The 20,213-nt window shown below is 43.3% G+C and carries 17 protein-coding genes and 2 tRNA genes; 12 read left to right on the forward strand and 7 right to left on the reverse strand.

The genetic code is table 11. The features are described 5' to 3' along the window. Window positions 1–507 precede the first annotated feature (507 nt). From gshA to HEQ19_09365, 4 genes are all read left to right on the forward strand, one after another. Window positions 508–1,647: a glutamate--cysteine ligase gene (gshA, locus tag HEQ19_09350; GenBank protein WYL99701.1), complete on the forward strand. Its 1,140-nt coding sequence runs from the start codon at window positions 508–510 to the stop codon at window positions 1,645–1,647. Between the two features lie 280 nt (window positions 1,648–1,927). Then, window positions 1,928–2,389 (forward strand): tRNA (cytidine(34)-2'-O)-methyltransferase, encoded by a 462-nt coding sequence (locus tag HEQ19_09355; protein ID WYL99702.1) that lies wholly within the window; start codon window positions 1,928–1,930, stop codon window positions 2,387–2,389. Window positions 2,390–3,173: 784 nt separating this feature from the next. Then, complete coding sequence (locus tag HEQ19_09360; protein ID WYL99703.1) at window positions 3,174–5,387, forward strand: peptidoglycan DD-metalloendopeptidase family protein; 2,214 nt, start codon at window positions 3,174–3,176, stop codon at window positions 5,385–5,387. A 201-nt stretch (window positions 5,388–5,588) separates the two neighbouring features. Further along, window positions 5,589–5,662: transfer RNA gene (locus HEQ19_09365), tRNA-Met, on the forward strand. 28 nt (window positions 5,663–5,690) lie between these two features. Here the strand turns inward: HEQ19_09365 and HEQ19_30800 are convergent. From HEQ19_30800 to HEQ19_09385, 4 genes are all read right to left on the reverse strand, one after another. Then, entirely contained in the window at window positions 5,691–6,341 is a 651-nt protein-coding gene (locus HEQ19_30800) for a hypothetical protein (protein WZI67155.1), read from the reverse strand. Continuing rightward, window positions 6,338–6,688, reverse strand: a complete 351-nt coding sequence (locus tag HEQ19_09375; GenBank protein ID WYL99704.1) for a hypothetical protein — start codon at window positions 6,686–6,688, stop codon at window positions 6,338–6,340. The genes HEQ19_30800 and HEQ19_09375 overlap by 4 nt, the downstream gene beginning before the upstream one ends. After that, window positions 6,688–7,440, reverse strand: a complete 753-nt coding sequence (locus tag HEQ19_09380) for a hypothetical protein (protein WYL99705.1) — start codon at window positions 7,438–7,440, stop codon at window positions 6,688–6,690. Before HEQ19_09380 ends, HEQ19_09375 begins: the two co-directional genes overlap by 1 nt. A 122-nt stretch (window positions 7,441–7,562) precedes the next feature. Continuing rightward, on the reverse strand, window positions 7,563–8,135 hold the full coding sequence (locus HEQ19_09385; GenBank protein WYL99706.1) for a type IV pilin-like G/H family protein: 573 nt from the start codon (window positions 8,133–8,135) through the stop codon (window positions 7,563–7,565). A 343-nt stretch (window positions 8,136–8,478) separates the two neighbouring features. Between HEQ19_09385 and glcD the strand changes: the two genes are divergently transcribed. From glcD to HEQ19_09415, 6 genes are all read left to right on the forward strand, one after another. Further along, window positions 8,479–9,951, forward strand: coding sequence for a glycolate oxidase subunit GlcD (gene glcD, locus HEQ19_09390; GenBank protein WYL99707.1), 1,473 nt, complete (start codon window positions 8,479–8,481; stop codon window positions 9,949–9,951). 391 nt (window positions 9,952–10,342) lie between these two features. Next, window positions 10,343–11,605 carry a glycoside hydrolase family 10 protein gene (locus tag HEQ19_09395; protein ID WYL99708.1) on the forward strand — a complete coding sequence of 421 codons (1,263 nt, stop codon included), beginning with the start codon at window positions 10,343–10,345 and terminating at the stop codon, window positions 11,603–11,605. Window positions 11,606–11,739: 134 nt separating this feature from the next. After that, window positions 11,740–12,309 carry a hypothetical protein gene (locus HEQ19_09400; GenBank protein WYL99709.1) on the forward strand — a complete coding sequence of 190 codons (570 nt, stop codon included), beginning with the start codon at window positions 11,740–11,742 and terminating at the stop codon, window positions 12,307–12,309. A gap of 506 nt (window positions 12,310–12,815) precedes the next feature. Continuing rightward, window positions 12,816–13,871: an RRXRR domain-containing protein gene (locus HEQ19_09405; protein ID WYL99710.2), complete on the forward strand. Its 1,056-nt coding sequence runs from the start codon at window positions 12,816–12,818 to the stop codon at window positions 13,869–13,871. Between the two features lie 383 nt (window positions 13,872–14,254). Further along, a complete protein-coding gene (locus HEQ19_09410; protein ID WYL99711.1) occupies window positions 14,255–16,471 on the forward strand; it encodes a GAF domain-containing protein in 2,217 nt (738 codons plus the stop codon). A gap of 50 nt (window positions 16,472–16,521) precedes the next feature. After that, window positions 16,522–16,593: transfer RNA gene (locus tag HEQ19_09415), tRNA-Lys, on the forward strand. A gap of 144 nt (window positions 16,594–16,737) precedes the next feature. On the opposite strand, the gene HEQ19_09420 is transcribed toward HEQ19_09415, so the two are convergent. Continuing rightward, complete coding sequence (locus HEQ19_09420) at window positions 16,738–16,899, reverse strand: hypothetical protein (protein ID WYL99712.1); 162 nt, start codon at window positions 16,897–16,899, stop codon at window positions 16,738–16,740. Between the two features lie 88 nt (window positions 16,900–16,987). Between HEQ19_09420 and HEQ19_09425 the strand changes: the two genes are divergently transcribed. After that, window positions 16,988–17,101 (forward strand): helix-turn-helix domain-containing protein, encoded by a 114-nt coding sequence (locus HEQ19_09425; GenBank protein ID WYL99713.1) that lies wholly within the window; start codon window positions 16,988–16,990, stop codon window positions 17,099–17,101. On the opposite strand, the gene HEQ19_09430 is transcribed toward HEQ19_09425, so the two are convergent. Together HEQ19_09430 and HEQ19_09435 are read right to left on the reverse strand one after the other, a co-directional pair. Next, window positions 17,086–17,646, reverse strand: coding sequence for an IS630 family transposase (locus tag HEQ19_09430; protein WYL99714.1), 561 nt, complete (start codon window positions 17,644–17,646; stop codon window positions 17,086–17,088). The two genes, HEQ19_09425 and HEQ19_09430, sit on opposite strands and share 16 nt — an antisense overlap. Further along, a complete protein-coding gene (locus tag HEQ19_09435) occupies window positions 17,607–18,032 on the reverse strand; it encodes a transposase (protein ID WYL99715.1) in 426 nt (141 codons plus the stop codon). Before HEQ19_09435 ends, HEQ19_09430 begins: the two co-directional genes overlap by 40 nt. A gap of 54 nt (window positions 18,033–18,086) precedes the next feature. Between HEQ19_09435 and HEQ19_09440 the strand changes: the two genes are divergently transcribed. Continuing rightward, the gene (locus HEQ19_09440; GenBank protein ID WYL99716.1) at window positions 18,087–20,189 is read left to right on the forward strand and encodes a VapE domain-containing protein; all 2,103 of its coding nucleotides are present in this window, start codon (window positions 18,087–18,089) and stop codon (window positions 20,187–20,189) included. Window positions 20,190–20,213 lie beyond the last annotated feature (24 nt).

Raw genomic sequence — 20,213 nt, forward strand, 5'->3', positions numbered from 1 at the left:
TGATGGTACTCAATTGTATCACGCGATGTAGGGGCACGGCACTGCCGTGCCCTTACCGATGTACCTCACTAGGGCGAGAAACGCTATATCCCCCATGCTCCATGCCCAAAAATTAGTTAAGAATCGAATGGCACCAAGAAAAGCCCAAAGGCTTGTGTCGTCTTCCAGCCTCATAGCTTGGAATGTATTCTCATAGGCTCTGCCTTCTGTCAAGCCACTGGAGGCGGAGCCTCCCAGAATGGGTTCCCAGGCTATGGACTCTTAACCAGTCAGGGCAAAGGCTGTATCTTAACTTAGTGCTATTGAGTTAAGAATCCTCAATTATTAATTATGAAATGTGAACTTTTCCATATTTCAGTATTGCTAGTTCAGAAAAAATAGCTGAAACCCTTATCTATCTTAGGCTACAGTTCAATGATTCTCACTTAGGAAATTAACTTTGATGTCGATGCGGAAATTCGTCTAATTCGATACAATTTATAGGCTAGGAGAGCCGAGGAAAAGAAAGTGGTCTTATCAAAAGGCTTTGAGATTGAGATGTACACTGGCACACCTCAAGGTGAAATCGTCGGTCTCTCAGACAAAATTGTCGGGGTAATAGATGGATTTGTCCGGGAGCCAGATAGCCGCAACGTAGAATACACAACAAAACCGCTGCTTAATTATGAGCAACTGTTGTGTGCGCTGCTGAGTCCGCGCCGGAACCTGCGAAATTACATCAAGCGCTTAGGTGATTATACCCTGATTCCAGGGAGTACCCTGTCTTTGGGTGACAGCGATCGCTTTTTTCGTTCCGATCCAACTAACCCCTACCATGACTACATTGAGCAAACCTACGGTACAAACGTAGTCACCGCCAGCGTTCATATCAATATTGGCATCAGTGACCCAGAATTATTAATGCGGGCTTGTCGGGTGATCCGCATGGAAGCGCCTTTATTCCTCGCCCTCAGCGCCTCATCTCCCTTCCTCGATAGTCAAGCTACCGGCTATCACTCCACCCGCTGGGCTATGTTCCCCCAAACCCCCACCCATGTGCCTTTATTCGTCAGCCACGCCCATCATATTCAGTGGGTGGAAGCACAACTGGCTACAGGGACAATGCAAAACGTACGCCATTTGTGGTCATCGGTTCGACCCAATGGCGATCGCCGTCCCTATGACCTCAATCGCCTGGAACTACGCATTTGCGATTTAGTCACAGATCCCATCGCCTTGCTCGCAATTACGGCCTTGCTAGAAGCTCGATTGTTGCAGATAATGGAAGACCCCCGAATCGATCCGTTAACCCAAAGCACCCTCACACCCGCAGAACTTATTCACCTGACTGCTAGCAATGAAGCAGCAGCGGCTACTGCTAGTCTCGATGCCCAACTTAGGCATTGGCAAGACGGCAGAATCATCCTAGCCAGAGATTGGATTGCCCAACTATACCAAGAAGTTTGGGCGATCGCCAAACAACAAGGCTTTAGTTGTTTCCTATCCCCGTTACACAAAATTCTCCTCGCAGGTAATGAAGCCCAACAGTGGTTACAGCTGCATAAAGTCGGTTTTGACACTCAGCGCGTCATCACCCAGGCGATGATTACTACCCTTGACCGGGAAATCGAGTTAGAGCATAAATTGTGTTCCCCCCTGATGGCTTAACACCGCATCCCCTGTCTTCTGACAAATGGTAGATTTTCTGAAGACCATTACGACTCCAGGACAGACTAACCACTACTGCTTCATAAAACTTAACATTGGCTAAATTTAGTCAGAAATACTCTCAGATATAGGTCTGGGAGGGTTTCTCTTTAGTTTTAAAATTCTAATCAATGGAGAACGCTTGACAATTATTAATAAAACCTATCAATCGCCTCTATCGCCTGGTAGATTTTGCCAAAGCGATACATTGTTTTTTACAATACATCGACTCCACTGAAAAATGCCTCAGGTAGTATTAGTTAACCCACAAATTCCGCCGAATACAGGCAATATTGCGCGTACCTGTGCGGCTACGGGCACAGAATTACATTTGGTGGGGCCTTTAGGCTTTGAAATTAGCGATCGCTACCTCAAAAGAGCCGGTTTAGATTACTGGCCATACGTCAATTTGCACAATCATGAATCCCTAGAAGCCTTTAAAAACATACATCACAACCGTGGAGGTAGATTGTTGGGGTTCACGGTTCATGGCAGTGTTAATTATGTGAAATTTCAATTCCTGGCCAATGATTGGCTGCTGTTTGGTAGTGAAACCACAGGCTTACCACCAGCAGTGCTGTCAGCCTGTGACGCTCAACTTTATATTCCCATGACTCAACCTCACGTTCGCAGCCTAAATCTTTCTGTGAGTGTGTCAATTGGATTGTTTGAAGCCCGTCGCCAGTTGGGTTATTTAGATTAGAATTTAAAAAAAATTATCAGTATTTTTACTTAAAAGAAGATAAACAAATATCTAACAGCTAATTTGGTAGCCAAACTATATCCATTGTTACAGAAATCACAAAGTAAATAGGTATACTGGATGGTGAAAGTATTGCCCAAACTCGGTAAAGAATACCTACTGAACATGGTTGCTTTATATAAGAAATTTGTATATAAGATTTGAGGAAATTCCTAATTTCGATGCTAGATTTTTATGAATTTCAATTATCTCTGGACTAGGAACAAAAAGGGTAAAACCTAGTCTTATCAAGCATTTCAGTGATTTTGGGTCAATTAGTATTTGTCAGGGGCGCAAAAATAGCTGCGAGTTTACACGGTTGTCTTTTAGGGAATAATCAACGTAAAGTCTCGTGTTGGGAAGACGGATTTGCTAGGAATCTCTTGAAGATATCTACAGCAGGGGGGCATCGCTTTTCCAGAAGTCTGAGCAAATCAATTGCCGAAAGCTTTGTGGACTGGGCTATTAAACTAGTCCCAGCGACGACAGCAAGACAGCAAAAGACAACTGCAAACAGCAAAACATCCTAGGGTGTGAGGAGTGGAGCGGACAAGTCAGCACAGCAATTTTAAGTTTTGCCCTAAGGTGTGAACTTGTCTAAATCACCAGAAGCAGGTTAATCTTGCGTAAGTATCTCTGGTGAGTGTGATCTTGATCTATAGTTCGATGTGATCTAAATCATTGACTAATATCCGACTGAAAAAATCAAGGTCAGTTAAGCGCTAGTGATCATAGGAGGTCGTCTTTGAAACGAGCATTGAAAAAGAGAGTGAAAGCTGTGCTGAAAAATACCCCCAGCATTGATGGTGTGCCAGTAGAGCAGGCAAACGAGGTTAATTCTCAGATTAACCACCGAGTACGAAAAGCTGCCATGATCGGCTTGGCAATCTCAATGGGAGCAACCAGCCTGCTGGTAACTCAACAAAGCGATCAAGCCCAAGCAGCGGCTCCTGCAGGTAGCGAAAAGGTTGCCTCAACAAATTCTGCTGCTCCTGACAATGAGGTGAAATTTGCTACCACAAAGCTGGAGAGCCTAAACGTCTCCTCAGCCAGCGTGCCGGAAAATCCCGTCATAGTGGAACCCACAGCAATTTCACAGGTGCCTGGGCTAGAAGCTAAATTGCAAGGAACCGCCAGTGGGAAGTCTGTCCAATTTCCAGCCTCATCAGCAGATCCAGCAACAACAGCACCTTACAAAACTTCTCTGGCGCAGCAACCCCAAGTAGCCCAGGGGATGCAAACCATCCAAAACCTCTCTAGTGGTAATGGTGTTGTGGGTAGTCAAAAATTGCTGACTACTCAACCACAAACAGTCATCACAGAGAGCAAAGTCGCTATTGGTGAAGTTAATGCTCAACTGAAAGCGCAGCAAGAGTTTGCACTAAACCGCTTACAAGAGAAATCGAACCGCTTAAGACAGAGTTTGACACAGTTACGGTCTGGAGAAAGCCAAAATTTATCACAACCTACTATCAGTTTGGCGCAGCCAGCGAATGTAGTTGATAAAGCAGCCCAGGTCAGTGTTAACAACAGTGCCACAGAACAGTCACCAACATCTACAGAAACCAGCCAAACTAGCCTGGTTTCGAGGTTAAAACAGTCAAGAGCCACAGGTGCATCCCTCGCAACGCCTACATTAGCCTCACCAAAATTTGTTGCGCCATCAGCGTCTGCAGCCTACGAAGTTAAACCTGGAGATACATTAGCGGCGATCGCTAGCAATTACGGTACTTCGGTCTCAGAATTAGCTAAGGCAAATAATCTCAGCAATCCCAATCAACTGCAAATTAGTCAAAAACTGACAATTCCTGCGGCTGGGGTTGAACAAAACACTGTCAGCGTTCCTACTGTAGCAATTAACCCCAGTGTTGTGCAGCCCGGTGCTACGCCCAAGGTAGCTACCTCCCCAGTGAACCAGGCTAGTGTACCTGTTAGTTCACAGTTATCAATCATTGCCAATAACAGCAATGTGACTGTACCGACACCAGTATCTACTATCAGTCCACAAACAGTTCCTAACCTTGGTAACTCCTATGGTATGGGTGGTGACACACCAGTACCAAAAGTTTTTGCCGAAATTCAACTGGCTCAAAAACAAGAGTCGGTAGCAGGGACAAAAAGTAATAAACGTCTGCAAAGCTTACAAACAGAAATCGAAAGATTACGCCAAAAATACCGCGCCCAACAGTCTGGTGTAGTTTTACCGCCAGATAGCGAAACTAATAATCCTGCGGTGGAGATTCCCGTTGCTAATAGCAGTAATTTTGCGGTATCCAGCCCCAGTTATCAACGGAATGCGGTACAGATTCCCGTTCCTGCACCGATTGGGATGACTAACTATAGCACCCAACCAGTTCAGCCTTTATACCGAGCAACTAGACCCAGTAGTGAGCCAGTAAATCCAGAGTTCTTACCTAACCAAGCCTCTGGACAGTGGACTCCCTCTGGTAATGCATCTGACTCCTTAGGCAAAATGCGCGGAACTAACGTTTCCCCAGCATTACCACCTTTGGCAGCAGTTGATCAATACCTGCCCAGAACGATTGACGAAAACACACCGCCTCCTTCCACCTCATCAGTAGGTTACATTTGGCCAGCAAAGGGTGTTTTCACCTCTGGCTTTGGTATGCGCTGGGGACGCCCCCACAGAGGTATTGATGTTGCCAACTCCACTGGTACACCAATTTACGCCTCCGCTGACGGTGTGGTACAAAAAGCAGGCTGGAATAACGGTGGCTACGGTAACCTCGTAGAAATCCGCCATGCTGATGGTAGCATGACTCGATATGGCCACAACAGCCGGATTTTGGTACAGGCTGGTCAACAGGTGCGTCAAGGAGAAACTGTTGCTCTTATGGGTAGCACTGGTTTCAGCACAGGTCCACACACCCACTTTGAAATCCATCCAGCAGGCAAAGGCGCAGTTAACCCCATAGCCTTCCTACCCAACCGCGTCTAATTTCTGGCTATCTACAATTCAATCATTTTCTGGTTCAATGAGGGAGTTTCGCTCCCTCTTTTGCTTTGTATAGCTAGGGGCTAGGGCAATACGCTTCGGTTAAAGGGCACAAGCCTCAAGGCATCGAAAATTAATTGGCAAAGAGACTAGCAAAAACCAAATACTCATGCTATACTCACAATATATGCAAAATAAAAATATGGCTCAGTAGCTCAGCTGGTTAGAGCGCGGGACTCATAAGCCTGAGGTCGTTGGTTCAAGTCCGACCTGAGTCATTATAATTTAAAATGCTAGGTTTGTAAGTTAAGTCTTATTCATCCATGTTGTAGCATTCTTTGCTACCCAAATATGTAGATGAGTTGCTGCTGATCGCCAAGAATTTCTAGACTGCGCGAGTATTTGTTCTGCGATCGCTGGTGTTAGGTGTAATCTAACCTCTTTAGTATTGGATAATCGTGCTAGCTGAATGCGTAGCTGTGCCCACTTTAACAGTGTCTGTGAATCTAACAGAGGAAGAGTAATGGTCTCCACCCTTAGCCCCAGGGATTGAGCAGCCCAGCTTAAATCAGCGTGAGTTGCTACCACAATAGTAGATTGGTAGATGGCAGCCTGACCTAATGCAAATAATAATAAAGGAACTGGAATTGCTTGAGCTTCGTCCCAGTAGGCGATGTCACCAATGGGTGGAATGCGCCATCGTTGTTTTTTATAACCCATTCGCTCTGGAGGATAGCTGACATACAGTCCTTCTGTTTGTTTTTGCCAATACAGCAGGTGAGATGTTTTACCAGCCCCTTCGGCTCCTTGCAACTGCACAAATAACTTTGCTCTGACTGGTGGTGATTGAGATAATCCCCGATCAATCCAGCTTGTCTCTATCAACTCGTCTATTTCTTCGGATATAAATGGGTTAGATTTTAGTCCCAACGGATGATAAGGATCATAGTATATCATAGCCGCGATCGCCTAGGAATAACTTGAAGCGGAACACTGTAGGTTTTGCCTCCGAAAATACCCCCTCTCACTTCAGCCTTGACGACCCAAATCACCCGGAAAAGTTTGCCATCGAAAGATACTGGTGCTTCATAGGGAAGATCAAATTTAAAAGGAATTACATCACCACTAGACACTTTACCTAACTCTAAGGTCGTAATAGTTTGCTTGTTTTTGCTACCCTGTCCCTCGGTGTGCCATTCCAACTTAACAGTTACAGACTGTTGTGATGTCCCTTGCCAGCTTACCTGTCCAGACACAGACTTGCCTAGTTCGACGATAGAATTCACTAAGGTAATATACATCATTAAACCACTTCCGGTTCCACTAATAAACAAAAAACTGAATCTTCTTTAATTACTCCTGGGATATCTAGCCAAACAGAAATACCCCATAAAACACATCTCGACTCACTGAACTTCTTGGTCTGAATGCTAGGAACACCATCGCTAGGAATGCGAATATGCCAATCTTGCTCAATTTGAGAAACACCGGGTAATATTAAGAGTGTTGGTAAATCCTGAACCCAAATAGGTTCACCATAGAAGCTAGCAGAGCCAGTTCCTCGGTTGTCCATATAAACTTCTAAGCAGATTAATCTACCGCTGACTCTACCCTCTGTCTGAGCCTGATACCCAGATTTTAGGTAACGGCGAAAAGTGAGCGTCATAGTTTCACCCAAGCGCAAAGGATAACTTTTGAGAATCAATTGCCCAGGTTCAAACCTGTTTAGATTTTTTAGCTTAACAGGAATTGACAAAAGTATGAAAAGTCCTGCTAATATAATTAGTAACCCAAACAATACAAGTAGCAAGCCAAACAGTCCAATACCACCAGAGAGGACAAAGTTTCCTCCGCCAAGAAGTATCTGTACTCCAATAAAGAGAAACAGTAGTCCAGAAAACAGCCGAGGTATGATTCCCGCTCCTTTTCGTGTATTTTCAAAATCAGTAAACACAAACCCCATTGGTTGCTTTTCCGGCTGCTGATCTGTGCGTTTGAACAGTTTTTTTGCCAAAAATCCAGATGGATATTCTGGCACAAATGAAACAGGTATCACTATTTTTCTCCTTTATCAAAATTGTCGTAAAAGCCACATTTACAGGGAAATATAAATCAATACACTTGGTATTATACCAGTTTTTATTTTCCCAGATGTCTATTAAAATTACCGGGTGTTTCCTACTCCGAATTACCCGTATCTGAACCTTCTGAATTAAAATTAGACAAAAAAGCAGGAGTAGAACCAGAAGGACATTCAATCTTAATGCCGACAACTTTAGGTATTTCTGGAGGCGTTAACGAAGCTGCATCAGTTCCACATATTTGAGTAAGCGTGACAGGTTTTTCATTACCTTCAACTTTTAGAGCAAATACTGCACCTGTATAACTCAATAATTCAGGTTTTTTTGCCTTACCAGTTATTTTTACAGACCGCTGAGAGTCGATAATAGTCATGACGTAGGAGTAATTCTCAGTTTCTGATTTGATATCAAGCCCTAGTTCAGAAATATTAGATGCGAAGCGATTATTTTTGGAAAAATAATCTTGTTGTGCTGTATTGATTTGAGATATGTTATTTTGTGCTTCTATGATATTCTGTAATTCCTGCAAGCTGGTCTTAAATAAACCAGGTAGGAAGGGAATAAACAAAAGCATTATGAATAGAGGTAAAAGAAATGAAACCAATAACCCGCAACCGCAACCTAAAGTAATAAGCCCGATATTTTTAGCAGTATTTTCTTGCTGTGACATACATATTTACCTCGATTTATACTCATGTATTTGCATGATCATCTAACGCCACCAGTCTGTAAGTGACTGCTGATTTGATTTTGAGTTCTCTATTTACTTATCAGTCGGGTGCAGGCATTTTATGAAAAACAATGCAACCAGTTATCAAGTATTTCCCAACGTAAATATACTTAAAACCCTTACCAAGGAAGCCCAGAAATGCGATCGCCCTCCATCCCTCCCAAAAATCCCCTGACTCGACCTAGGCGGCAATTCTTGCAACAATGGATGATATCCGTGCAACCAAGCCTGCAAAATCCCATTTAAATAGCTTGTAAACATTTGCCATTAACTGTCAGAAACTATGCTTACCCAAGAGAAACAACAACGTAACTGGAAACCCATCATCAAAAAATTCGAGGCTGTTCTTGGCAAAAATGGCGTAGTCCAGCGCCGTGAGGAACTGATTACCTATGAATGCGATGGACTGGCCGCCTATCGCCAACGTCCGGCGGTGGCGGTGCTACCGAGAACGACGGAACAAGTTGCACAGGTTGTGAAAATATGTAACCAGTATTCTGTTCCTTTTATCGCCAGGGGTTCGGGTACTGGTCTATCTGGTGGCGCTTTGCCCATTGAAAATTCAGTTTTGATTGTCACTTCTTTAATGCGGCAAATACTCAATATAGATTTAGATAATCAGCGGACTATTGTCCAACCAGGAGTAATTAACAGTTGGGTGACACAAGCTGTTAGTGGTGCTGGATTTTACTACGCTCCTGACCCTTCTAGCCAAATTATCTGCTCAATTGGGGGCAATATTGCCGAAAATTCTGGTGGGGTACATTGTCTGAAATATGGTGTCACCACTAACCACGTTTTAGGCTTAAAAATTGTCACCGCTGAGGGTGAAATTGTTGATTTGGGGGGACAAGTTCCCGAAATGCCTGGTTATGATTTAACTGGTGTATTTGTAGGTTCAGAAGGTACTTTGGGTATCGCTACAGAAATTACTTTGCGAATCCTCAAAAGTGCAGAGTCAATTTGTGTGCTATTGGCAGATTTTACCAGCGTGGAAGCAGCAGCAGCGAGTGTTTCTGATATCATTAGTGCTGGGATTATTCCTGGTGGAATGGAAATGATGGATAATTTCAGCATTAATGCTGTAGAAGATATTGTGGCAACAAATTGTTATCCCCGTGATGCGGCTGCAATTTTATTAATAGAAATTGATGGTTTGGATGTGGAAGTTGTCGGCAACAAACAGCGAGTTAGGGAAATTTGTCAAAAAAACGGTGCGCGTAATGTTACATCTGCTAGTGACCCAGAAACGCGATTAAAATTGTGGAAAGGACGGAAAGCCGCTTTTGCCGCTGCTGGCAATATGAGTCCTGATTATTATGTGCAAGATGGCGTAATTCCTCGGACTCAATTGCCCTATGTTCTGCAAGAAATTGAGGCATTAAGTCAAAAATTTGGTTATCCTGTTGCGAATGTGTTTCATGCTGGAGATGGTAATCTTCACCCACTAATTCTTTATAATAATTCGATACCTGGTGCATTAGAACAAGTGGAAGAATTAGGCGGAGAAATTCTCAAACTTTGCGTGAGAGTCGGTGGTAGCATTTCTGGTGAACATGGTATCGGTGCTGATAAAAAATGTTATATGCCAGAGATGTTTAGTGATGCTGATTTAGAGTCTATGCAATGGGTACGGCAAGTTTTTAATCCCCAAGGGTTGGCGAATCCTGGTAAGATATTCCCGACGCCACGAACTTGTGGTGAAGCTGCAAATCATGCCAGTGTTAAGCAGTTTGAAAGTGTGGAAAGATTTTAATTTCACGCCAAGGCGCTAAGTCGCAAAGTGTTGATTTTAGGACTTACGCAACTTTCATATTTTTTTCGCGGAGGTTGTCAATAGTCAAAAGTCCAAAAACCCGGACTCTTGACTCTTGACCCTTGACTCTTGACTCTTGACTCTTGACTCTTGACTCTTGACTCTTGACCCTTGACCCTTGACCCTTGACCCTTGACCCTTGACCCTTGACCCTTGACTCTTGACTCTTGACTTATGTGCCACTTGCGTAAGTCCTGTATTTGCTGCTTCGGGTCTTGGCACAAAATAAATAATCAAATAAACAATAAAATAAATAATTATGTCTATCCGGAGGAGTACAATTTATTTTGTAGTTATATAATATTCCTTGAAAACGAAGTCAAAGCCACAGATGAATCGGTTTATAAGCCGTTTTCTTTTTTACTTGGTGTGTGTGGAATTAATACTATGCTTAATGGCTTTTTCACTTCCTTCATCGTCAGGTTATGACCAACAATCAAGTAATCCAACGACAACAGAAATTCGTGGCGTTTGGCTTACTAATGTTGCTAGTGGTGTATTATTTGTGCCCTGGGGTATTAACCGGGCTTTAAATCAGCTATCGGCACTCAATTTTAATACGGTTTATCCTGTGGTTTGGAACAGAGGATATACTTTTTATCAGAGTGCTGTAGCGCAAAGGGTTACAGGTTCAGATACTCAACCTTTGCTCAAATTTATGCATGGTGGACAGGATGTTTTAGCTAAGTTGATTGAACTGGCTAAACCGAAAGGTTTGAGTGTCATTCCTTGGTTTGAATATGGCTTGATGACGCCTCACAATTCCGAGTTAGCAAAGCGGTATCCTCAGTGGTTGACAAATGGGCAACTTGGGATAAACTCTATCAAGGAAATCCCCCCGGAGGAAATCAACAATAACTTTGTTAATAAGCTGGCTTGGTTAAATCCTCTGCATCCACAAGTTCAGGAGTTGATCACGGCGTTAATTGTGGAAGTTGTCAGTAATTACGATGTGGATGGTATTCAGCTTGATGACCATTTTGGGATGCCTGTACAGTTTGGTTATGATCCTTTCACTATTCAACTTTACCAGGAAGAACATCAAGGTAAAAGTCCGCCCAATGATTGTTTTAACTCAGAATGGATGAGTTGGCGAGCAAACAAAATTACTGATTTCATGGCAGAAATTTATCAAGCTGTCAAAAGAATTAAACCCTATGCCAAAATATCTCTGTCTCCTAATTCTCAAACTTTTGCCTACAAATATTATCTCCAAAATTGGGAAGATTGGGTAAAAAAAGGTTTGGTAGATGAGTTGATTTTGCAGGTTTATCGTGATGACAAAAGCAGTTTTATTGCTGAATTGTCACAACCTGCGGTGGAATTTGCCCGTAGTCAAATTCCCGTAGGTATTGGGATATCAACGGGAACTTTGAGCGACCCTGTAAAAATTGCTCAAATTCGCGAACAGGTTCAGACTGTGCGCGATCGCCATTTTCCCGGTATCTCTTTTTTCTACTGGGAAAGTTTATGGGGTTACATCGCGCCAGAATCACCCCAACAGCGGCGCAAGGCGTTTTTTGAGATGTTTACTGTCAAGGCCGCAAGACCAGTACTCAGCAATTCAAAATTCCCAGTCCAAAATTCTAAATGAATCAGATCTATCGTAGGGGCGCAAGGCCTTGCGCCCCAAAAGCGTGGTCTATTTACTTTCCCAATCCCTGGTCACTGAGCGGAGCCGTTCGCGTAGCGTCTCGCAGAGAAGTGCAATCCCTATTTTCCTGCTAGATGTCCTTAAAAGCTGCCAAAACTGAATTGAGGTTTACATTGCAGTGGATTTTTGCCACTGTGACCGGTTTTTTGCTGAGTTTATTATTGATTGAAATTGGGGAACAGCCAGATATTGGAGTGGTACAGGCTGCTGTTGGTGGATTGGCGATCGCACTTTCTCAAAGCTTGATTCTCAGACACCCGATCTTTTCTTTAAGATGGGTATTGTCAACTCTTTTGGGTTGGGCTATCATCACGGCTACTGGTATTGGTGCAGTCGGTTGGATTGTACCGACAACTCAGCTTTTACCCCTCAGACTCTTCTGGGGGGCGTTTTATGGCGCAATTGGCGGCTTTGGCATCGGATTTGCCCAATGGCTGGCAATTTACCACCAAGTGCCTTCGGCGTCGCGCTGGATATTCATCAGTGCTGTAAGTTGGGGCGTGGCTATCCCTGTCGGTTCCGCTGTGGGGTTTGTTTTGCGCGAATTTACACAGTTATTTTTAGGGGAAGTCATAGGATTGACTATCACTTGGCTGGTGGTTGCTATCCTCACGGGCATCAATGCTTACAAATTACTTAAGTAATTCCTGGCGTCCACCACAGGCTGATAGTTTTTGATATTGGGCGGATGCTTTTTTTGCGTGTATTATGAGTGCTAAACGCTGATGATATTAAGAATTATGACAAATTTTTCATCAAACACGTGAGTATACTTAAGTATATGTAAGAATCTTAAAGCAATCTTGACATTAGTTCTCAGTAACACTGAGTATAACCGGAGGATTTACCCGGTTCTGGGCACAGAGGGTTTTTCAGACCGTTTTAGCCTGTTGAAGGGTCAATAACTCCGACCTGAAGGTACGGAGCTTGTAAGAAACAAATCTTACGTGTTTGACTAGCCCATTGAGACTAATCCTGATACGCACCTCCGAATACTTCCCCAGTTCGGACAAGTTGCAAGACTTTTTGTTAAGTCGTTGGGTAATGCCAAGACATTCTGGATTAGTTGGGCGAGGGGACTTACTACTTTACTCCGAGGATTATCTCCATGTTGCGAGTACCAGTATTAGCGTATAGCGGGAAACCATTAATGCCTACAAAGGCTAGCAGAGCAAGACGTTGGTTGAAAGAGGGGAAAGCAAAGGTCATTCACAACGACCTGGGTATTTTCCAAATCCAACTAACCAACCGCCACTATCTAAAAACTAAGAATACCCAGCCTATCGCCGTAGGAATTGACCCAGGAAAGCTATACACGGGTATGGCGGTACAATCTGCGAAGTTTACCCTCTGGCTAGCGCATCTCCAATTACCATTTAAAACCGTGCGAGACCGTATGGAGCAACGCGCCATGATGCGAAGGGGTCGCCGGGGTCGCAGAATTAACCGCAAAATAGCGTTTAAACTTCGCGCTCATCGTCAAGCAAGATTTGATAATCGTCGCCAACGTGGTATTCCTCCTAGCATTCGGGCTAATCGAGAATTAGAACTAAGAGTGGTGGACGAGTTATCGCTGATGTACCCCATCACTACCATCGTCTACGAAGTAATAAAAGCGCGTGGAGATAAGGGATTTAGTCCTGTAATGGTGGGTCAAAAATGGCAGTTAGAAAATCTCCGCAGCGATTGGGACTTCTGCTTTGAACTTAACGGGTGGGAAACCTCAAACATTAGGCGGGAACTGGGACTAGAAAAACAGAAACACTCAAAAGGCGATGCAATTCCAGCAACTCACGCAGTAGATGGTATAGCGCTCGCTTGCAGTGTATTCATCAAATACGGCATCATTGACCGCCATTCAAGAGGCTGGAAAGGGGATGTTACCGTAACTCCCGCACCATTTACAGTTATTCGTCGTCCGCCAATATCGCGCCGCCAACTTCATCTAATGGTTCCCTCAAAAGGTGGGATTAGAAGGAAATACGGCGGTACTGTTACCCGTCACGGTTTCCGAAAGGGCGACTACGTTGAGGCTACCCAAGGTAATAAAACCTATCGCGGCTGGGTAAGTGGCGATACTGAAAAACAAGTTTCTGTCTCTGATGCTGACTGGAAGCGGTTAGGTCAATTCAGCAAAAACAAAGTGCGATTGATTCAGCGTTCAACTGGACTAATTGTCACTAATCAAAGCAAAGCCGTCCTATAAGGACGGGGTTTCTACCCAAGAATTCTGATGAATAATATCTGACAATCTTTTGCTTAAGGCGATCAGGAAAATTTTTACAAGCATAACTGCAAGAAAGTTAACCAATCACCGGATTTTAGATTTGCGATTTTACCCAAAGTCACCAGCGCCGGCTTCTGGTGAACAGAACTTTCCCCGACCGATTGACCCCGACCACGCTAGTAGAGTATCTAGGACTTGCACCCCTACTTGGGGATTTTAGATTGACAATGCACGTATTTGTGCTGCCCACTATGATGCATGTAGCTTGCTGCTTTCCAGGAGTACTAAAAAACAATTGCATTTTCTTTCTAAAATCCAAAATCTAAAATTGCCAGACAGTAACACCAGACAGGGACTCTCGCATGAACATCAATCAATCGGAATCAACTGTAGAGTTGACAAACCTATCACCTCCTTACTTTCTCTTCGGCACAGACGTAGATGAGAAAAGTAGTAGCGAGCAGTTTCTACTGAGTATCTACGATTCAGTTCAGGCATCGATTTTTGTGGTAGATGTTCAAGAAGATGGAGATTTTCGGTATGTGGCATTGAATCCAACTCATGAGCGATGGATAGGTATGCGTTCTGAGGATCTCAAGGGCAAAAAACCAGAGGATATTCTCTCGCCAGTCGATGCTGCTAGGGTGCGTCAGCATTATACAGACTGCGTGCGCTTTGGTAAAACTATTTCCTACGAACAATGCTTGCAATTTCAGGGTAAGCGCACTTGGTGGAGTACGACTCTAACGCCACTGCGAGATGCTAACGCGAAGATTTACCGACTTATTGGTACTAGTAGTAATATTACACCCCCCAAGAAGGTAGAACGAAGTGGCAGACTACAACAGCAAGGACGCAATCTGTTAGAAGCTCTCGCCCAACAGATTCGCCATTCAGAAGATTTAGATATTATTCTACCACAAACAGTAAAACAAATCAGGCAAATTTTGCAATGCGATCGCGTCCTGATTTACCGTTTTGGGACTGATGGAACTGGGGTAGTAGTTGCGGAATCAACTGTGATTGCAACAGGTCCCCTGCTAGGAAAAAACATCGATGATCCCTGTTTCACTAATCAACATCAACAAAGCTACACACGCGGGGGAATTGAAGTTGTTGAAGATATTTATGCCCCTGGGTTACATCCTTGTCAACGGGATTTCCTCGCCTCCTTGCAGGTGAGAGCTAATTTAGCCGTGCCTATTTTGTTAAAGCAAGATTTGTGGGGGCTATTGATTACCCAACATTGCCAGGAACCACGTCAATGGCAGCATAGCGAAATTGACCTGCTCAACCAACTAGCAACCCAACTCTCAATTTCTGTCTTGCAAGCAGAACTGCATCAGCAAGTACAACACCTCAAAGCTCAGATGCAGCAGACACATAACTTTCAAGCACTGGTGCAGCGGATAACAGAAAAAATCCGTGATAATCTGGATGCAACTCAGATTCTGCAAACAGTTATTCAGGAATTGGTACAGTTACTCAAACTGGAAAGTTGCCAAATCGAATTATATAGTAGTAACTGCACTTTAGCAACAGTTGCCTACGAGTACTGCGCTAGTCTACCCCCAAGCCAAGGCTTAGTCACAGAGGTAGCAAACTTTCCCGACATGTATCAGCCACTGTTGCAGAAACAAACCCGGCAAACAGTAGAAATCGTTCCCCGATGGCACCCAAAGTTATTGATTGTCACCCAGATTGCTTGTCCTATTTTCGATGCTCAAGGAATACTCGGCAATCTTTGGCTGATTAGACCCACACAAGAAACCTTTGAGGAAGCGGAAATTGGGCTATTGCAGCAGGTAGCAAATCAATGTGCGATCGCCATTCGCCGTGGTAAACTTTACGACACAACCCAGGCACAGGACAGAGATCTCGAAACTGGTGAACACCTCAAAAACGAATTTCTCCGCACCCTCTCCCAAGAACTGCGGACACCCATAACTAGCATTAGCCTTGCAGCCCAAACCCTCGAAAGTTTGCTCACAGCAAATAAAGCATTAGATAGAGAACTAGTTTCACAACTTTTGCAGATTCTGCAAAACGAATGTGGACGAGGAAGCAAATTAATTCACGATTTGCTCGCACTGACCCATATAGAAACCAAACCCGACCCCCAGACATTAATTGTTATTGACTTACAAACCTGGCTACCCCCCATTGTCGAATCCTTTCGCGAAGTCACTGCTTGTCAGCGACAGGAGTTAACCCTCAATATTGAAACAGCACTCCCGGCTTTAGAGACAGACATCACCGATTTAGAGCGGGTGGTTACAGAACTCTTGAGCCATGTCTGCAAATATACACCCGTCGGTGAATCGATCACAGTATCAGCCCACCTCACAGCAGACAATCTGCAGATGAGTTTCCGCAATTCGGGATTAGAAATTCCCGCCAATCAACTGTCACGCATTTTCGAGCCATTCTATCGCCTGTCCAAAAATGACCCCTGGAAATCCAGCGGTACCGGACTGGAACTAGCATTAGTCAAGAAAATGGTTCAACATTTAGGCGGGTCAATTTATGTAGAGAGTGTAGCCGGTCAAACCACCTTCATCGTCGAATTGCCGATTTAACTTTTGGGCTAGTAAATTGGACAAAACTGTGCTATGATGGAACTTCATGTGGGTGACTAGCTCAACGGTAGAGCAGTAGACTCTTAATCTATTGGTTGCGGGTTCAAATCCCTCGTCACCCACTACTTTCAGCCCACTCGATATTTCATCTTGCCTAAATCTTGCCTAGAGTTCTTGCCTAGAGTTAGCTTAAACAGCAAGAAGCCCCGCACCATACACTTCGTGTTGGTGTCGGGATGAATTGCGCGACAAAAAGGAGACGCCATTCAATCAATTTTTACCGCAGGTGAAACAGATTGAATGGCAGTCGAGTTTTTGTCAATTTCTGGATTCGGTAGTGAATCGATAAATTCTTCTAAAACTTGTGTCATTGTTTTATCAACTTGTATTGAATATAACTGCAACTTATTATATCTACGTTCAGACATCCTTAACCCTAATCTTTTTCATGATGACTGTACACTGTTTGTACATTCATGGTAGCATATAACAAGTTAAGTGAGAGGTCGAATCACGATGAAAACAACTTACCAGTATCAGTTTTACCCAGATACTAATCAAAAGATAGAGCTTAACGAGTGGTTAAGAATATCTCGTTACAGCACTTTCCTGAATCATGAAGTACAGTAGCAGCAGTTAGCAAACCAATTTCGCAGATGCATAGGATTGATTAGATTTAAAGCAATTGCAATCAATACATCTACCATTTGAGTAGTTTTTGGAGAAAATGTTTTGATAAAAGCTTTAAGCTGTGACCACCAATGTTCAATGGGATTAAAATCTGGTGAATAAGAAGATAGATTGATGACACTGGCACCAACAGATTCAATTATGGGCGTAATTTCATCGATCTTATGGGCAAATAGGTTATCCATTATGACAACTGCACCTTTCCATAATTGAGGCACTAACAACTTTTCTATAAACACGCGAAAAGCATTACTATCCATTGAACCATCTAGTGTCATCACAGCCAATACTTTATCCATACTGATTGCGCCGATAATAGTGACTTTTTTACCTCGATAAAATGGTTTTACATCATATACTCTACTTCCTTTTTCACTACGAGCTTTTGGACGCATTAACCCAAGCAGTAAGCCTGCTTCATCCAAAAAAACCAGATTTTTCGGCTCTATATCTCTGACTTTCTCTCTGTATTCACACCTGAGCAATTGAACTCTATCGGTAGCTGCCTGACTGCTGCGAACCGTTTTTTTTTACGAGTTAGATTTAATTTTTGCAATTCTCTACACATCATGCTGGAACTCACTAGTTGCCCCTCAGTTAAGAGCCAATATTCACAATATTCAGAGAGAGTTGCATCTGGATACTTTTTTACCAATGCAACAAGTTGAGCCGCAGAATCTGCTAATACCGCTTTTTTTCTTGTCCCTTGCTTACCAGGATTAACATGTCCTTTCTCTTTATACTGTCTCAACATTTTTTGTACAAAAGCTTTACCAACACCAAAGTTTACAGCTAACTTTCTAACTGAAATATTTCCTAACTGATAAGCATTGACTATTTTTTCTCTCAGATCGACGGAATATGGTTTCATAATAATAATTTATCTATCTTACATATTGTACTTCACATTGCTGGAAAGTGCTGTATGGTTAAAAAACCAGTACAGCACGCACTACTTAATTTATCCAGAGATATTGCTGCTACTGGCTCCAAGGTAATGGTAATCGAACTCCCAGAGGGTGAACAGAAGGGGGCTGACGATTACATTACTGCTAACGGTAAGCCTGCTTTTGAGGAGTTGATATCAGCCGCACCTACTATAGAAGAATGGAAAATACACCTAAATGAACGTTGGCTTCTAGAAAAAGAAAAAGCCAAATCATCAATAAATTCAAAGGTTGCTAGAAACCTACATTTGATTAAGCAAGGGTGGGGAGGATTCTTAAGATTCAATCTCTTAAAGAATCAAGTTGAAGCCACTGATGGAATTTTTGATCTAGATGAATCTAGACTAAAAATAGCTTTGGATTTTGATATAGACGTTCCAGAAAGGGATGCAATTTCAATCATTGAAAGAATAGCAAAAGAGCAATCTTACCACCCAGTACAAGAATATCTAGAAAAAGTCGCAGAGAAATACCCTGAGCCTGATCTATCAGTTCTGGATAATCTAGCTACCAAATATTTCGGGTCAACAGAAAGGCTGCATAATGTTTACATGAGAAAAACGCTCATTGCGGCGGTAGCTCGAATTTATGAACCAGAATGCAAACACGATCACGTTACCGTAATAGTCGGAGAGCAAGGTACGGGTAAGAGTACTTTCTGGAAGACGCTTTTTGGGACTGAATTCTTTTCCGATCAGCTAGGGGAAGCATCCAAAGCTGAGGATGACCTAATGAAATTACATCAATTTTGGGCGCTAGAGTGGTCAGAATTTGAGACGGTTTACAGGCGCAAAGAAGTTGGTCAAATCAAAAAATTTATCACCAGCCCTGTTGACAATTTTCGCGTCCCCTATGCCAGAAAAAATAAAGACTTCCCCCGACAATCTATTTTATGCGGAACTACCAATGAGACAGAAATCTTAAATGACCCAACTGGTAGCAGAAGATTCTGGATCATCAACTCAACAATTGAAGAAATTCCCACAGATCAGCTTGAGAAAGAACGGGATTTACTTTGGGCGGCCGCATACCATGCCTACTCTACAGGTGAAATTTGGTTCCTAGATCGTAGTAACAGGCAACGGCAATCAGAGTTAAACGCGAGCTTTGAGATGACTGATCCGTGGCTAGAGTTGGTGCAGCAATATGTCGAAAGCAGGGATTATGTAGCTACATGTGATATCTTCAACCATCTCCAGGTTGAAATCGCACGACAAGACAAGGGACTAAAAAGGCGAGTAACTGACATCCTAAGATCCATTGGCTGGTGTAGCGTACGCCTATACATCAACAAAGGATGGAAGTGGCTCTGGGCACCAAAAAAAATAAAAGTTGGTTTTTCAGACGGATCGAACGGATCGAACGGATCGAACGGATCGAGCGGATCGAACGGATCGAGTAACGGATCTAGGCATGAAATAGATAACGAGGTCTTGCCTGATACGCAAAACGACCATCAAGCGCTGTATCCGGTACAAAACGCTACATGTGAACAAGTCGATCCCTTAGATCCGCTCGATCCGTCGATCCGTCACGATCCGTCAGAAAAACAAACTTTTATTTTTTTTGGTGAAACAACAAGCAGTCCGATAAGTAGTACAGACGAACTTGCCAAGTGCCCGTCAACAGGGTTGGACTTACCCCGTCCATTCGATGTACAAAAAGATGGCATCTTTGGATTATCGACAGCCAAAATTACAGCCACCAGAATTCATCAAAACCGAAAAACTGAACAGAAGATAGAATTCCAGATTGACTATTGCTTTGCTGACCGGACTACCCAACTAGAAACTCTGAAATTTTCAGGGAAGCGAGCCGAACTGGAATCGGCAGTCATCGATGCCATAAATGTCTGGCAGGATAAAGCGATGTTGAACAAAAACAACAGATACAAGGTTATGCAGATGGCAGATGACGGGTTTATTTGGGTGGAGGGATGCATGATGACAGCAGTACCGACACCACCTGGTAATACCTTTTATCGATTTAGCACGCCGGACATGAGAGTAATTCAAGTGGGAGGGGCTGAGGAGTTCAATTTCACAGGGACAGTTCAGCAGTTGATGGAGCGGAATCGGTGACAAAAGAACTAATCCGATCACAAT

Origin of the sequence: Gloeotrichia echinulata CP02 (genome assembly GCA_038087035.1) — a bacterium.
Lineage (GTDB): Bacteria > Cyanobacteriota > Cyanobacteriia > Cyanobacteriales > Nostocaceae > Gloeotrichia > Gloeotrichia echinulata.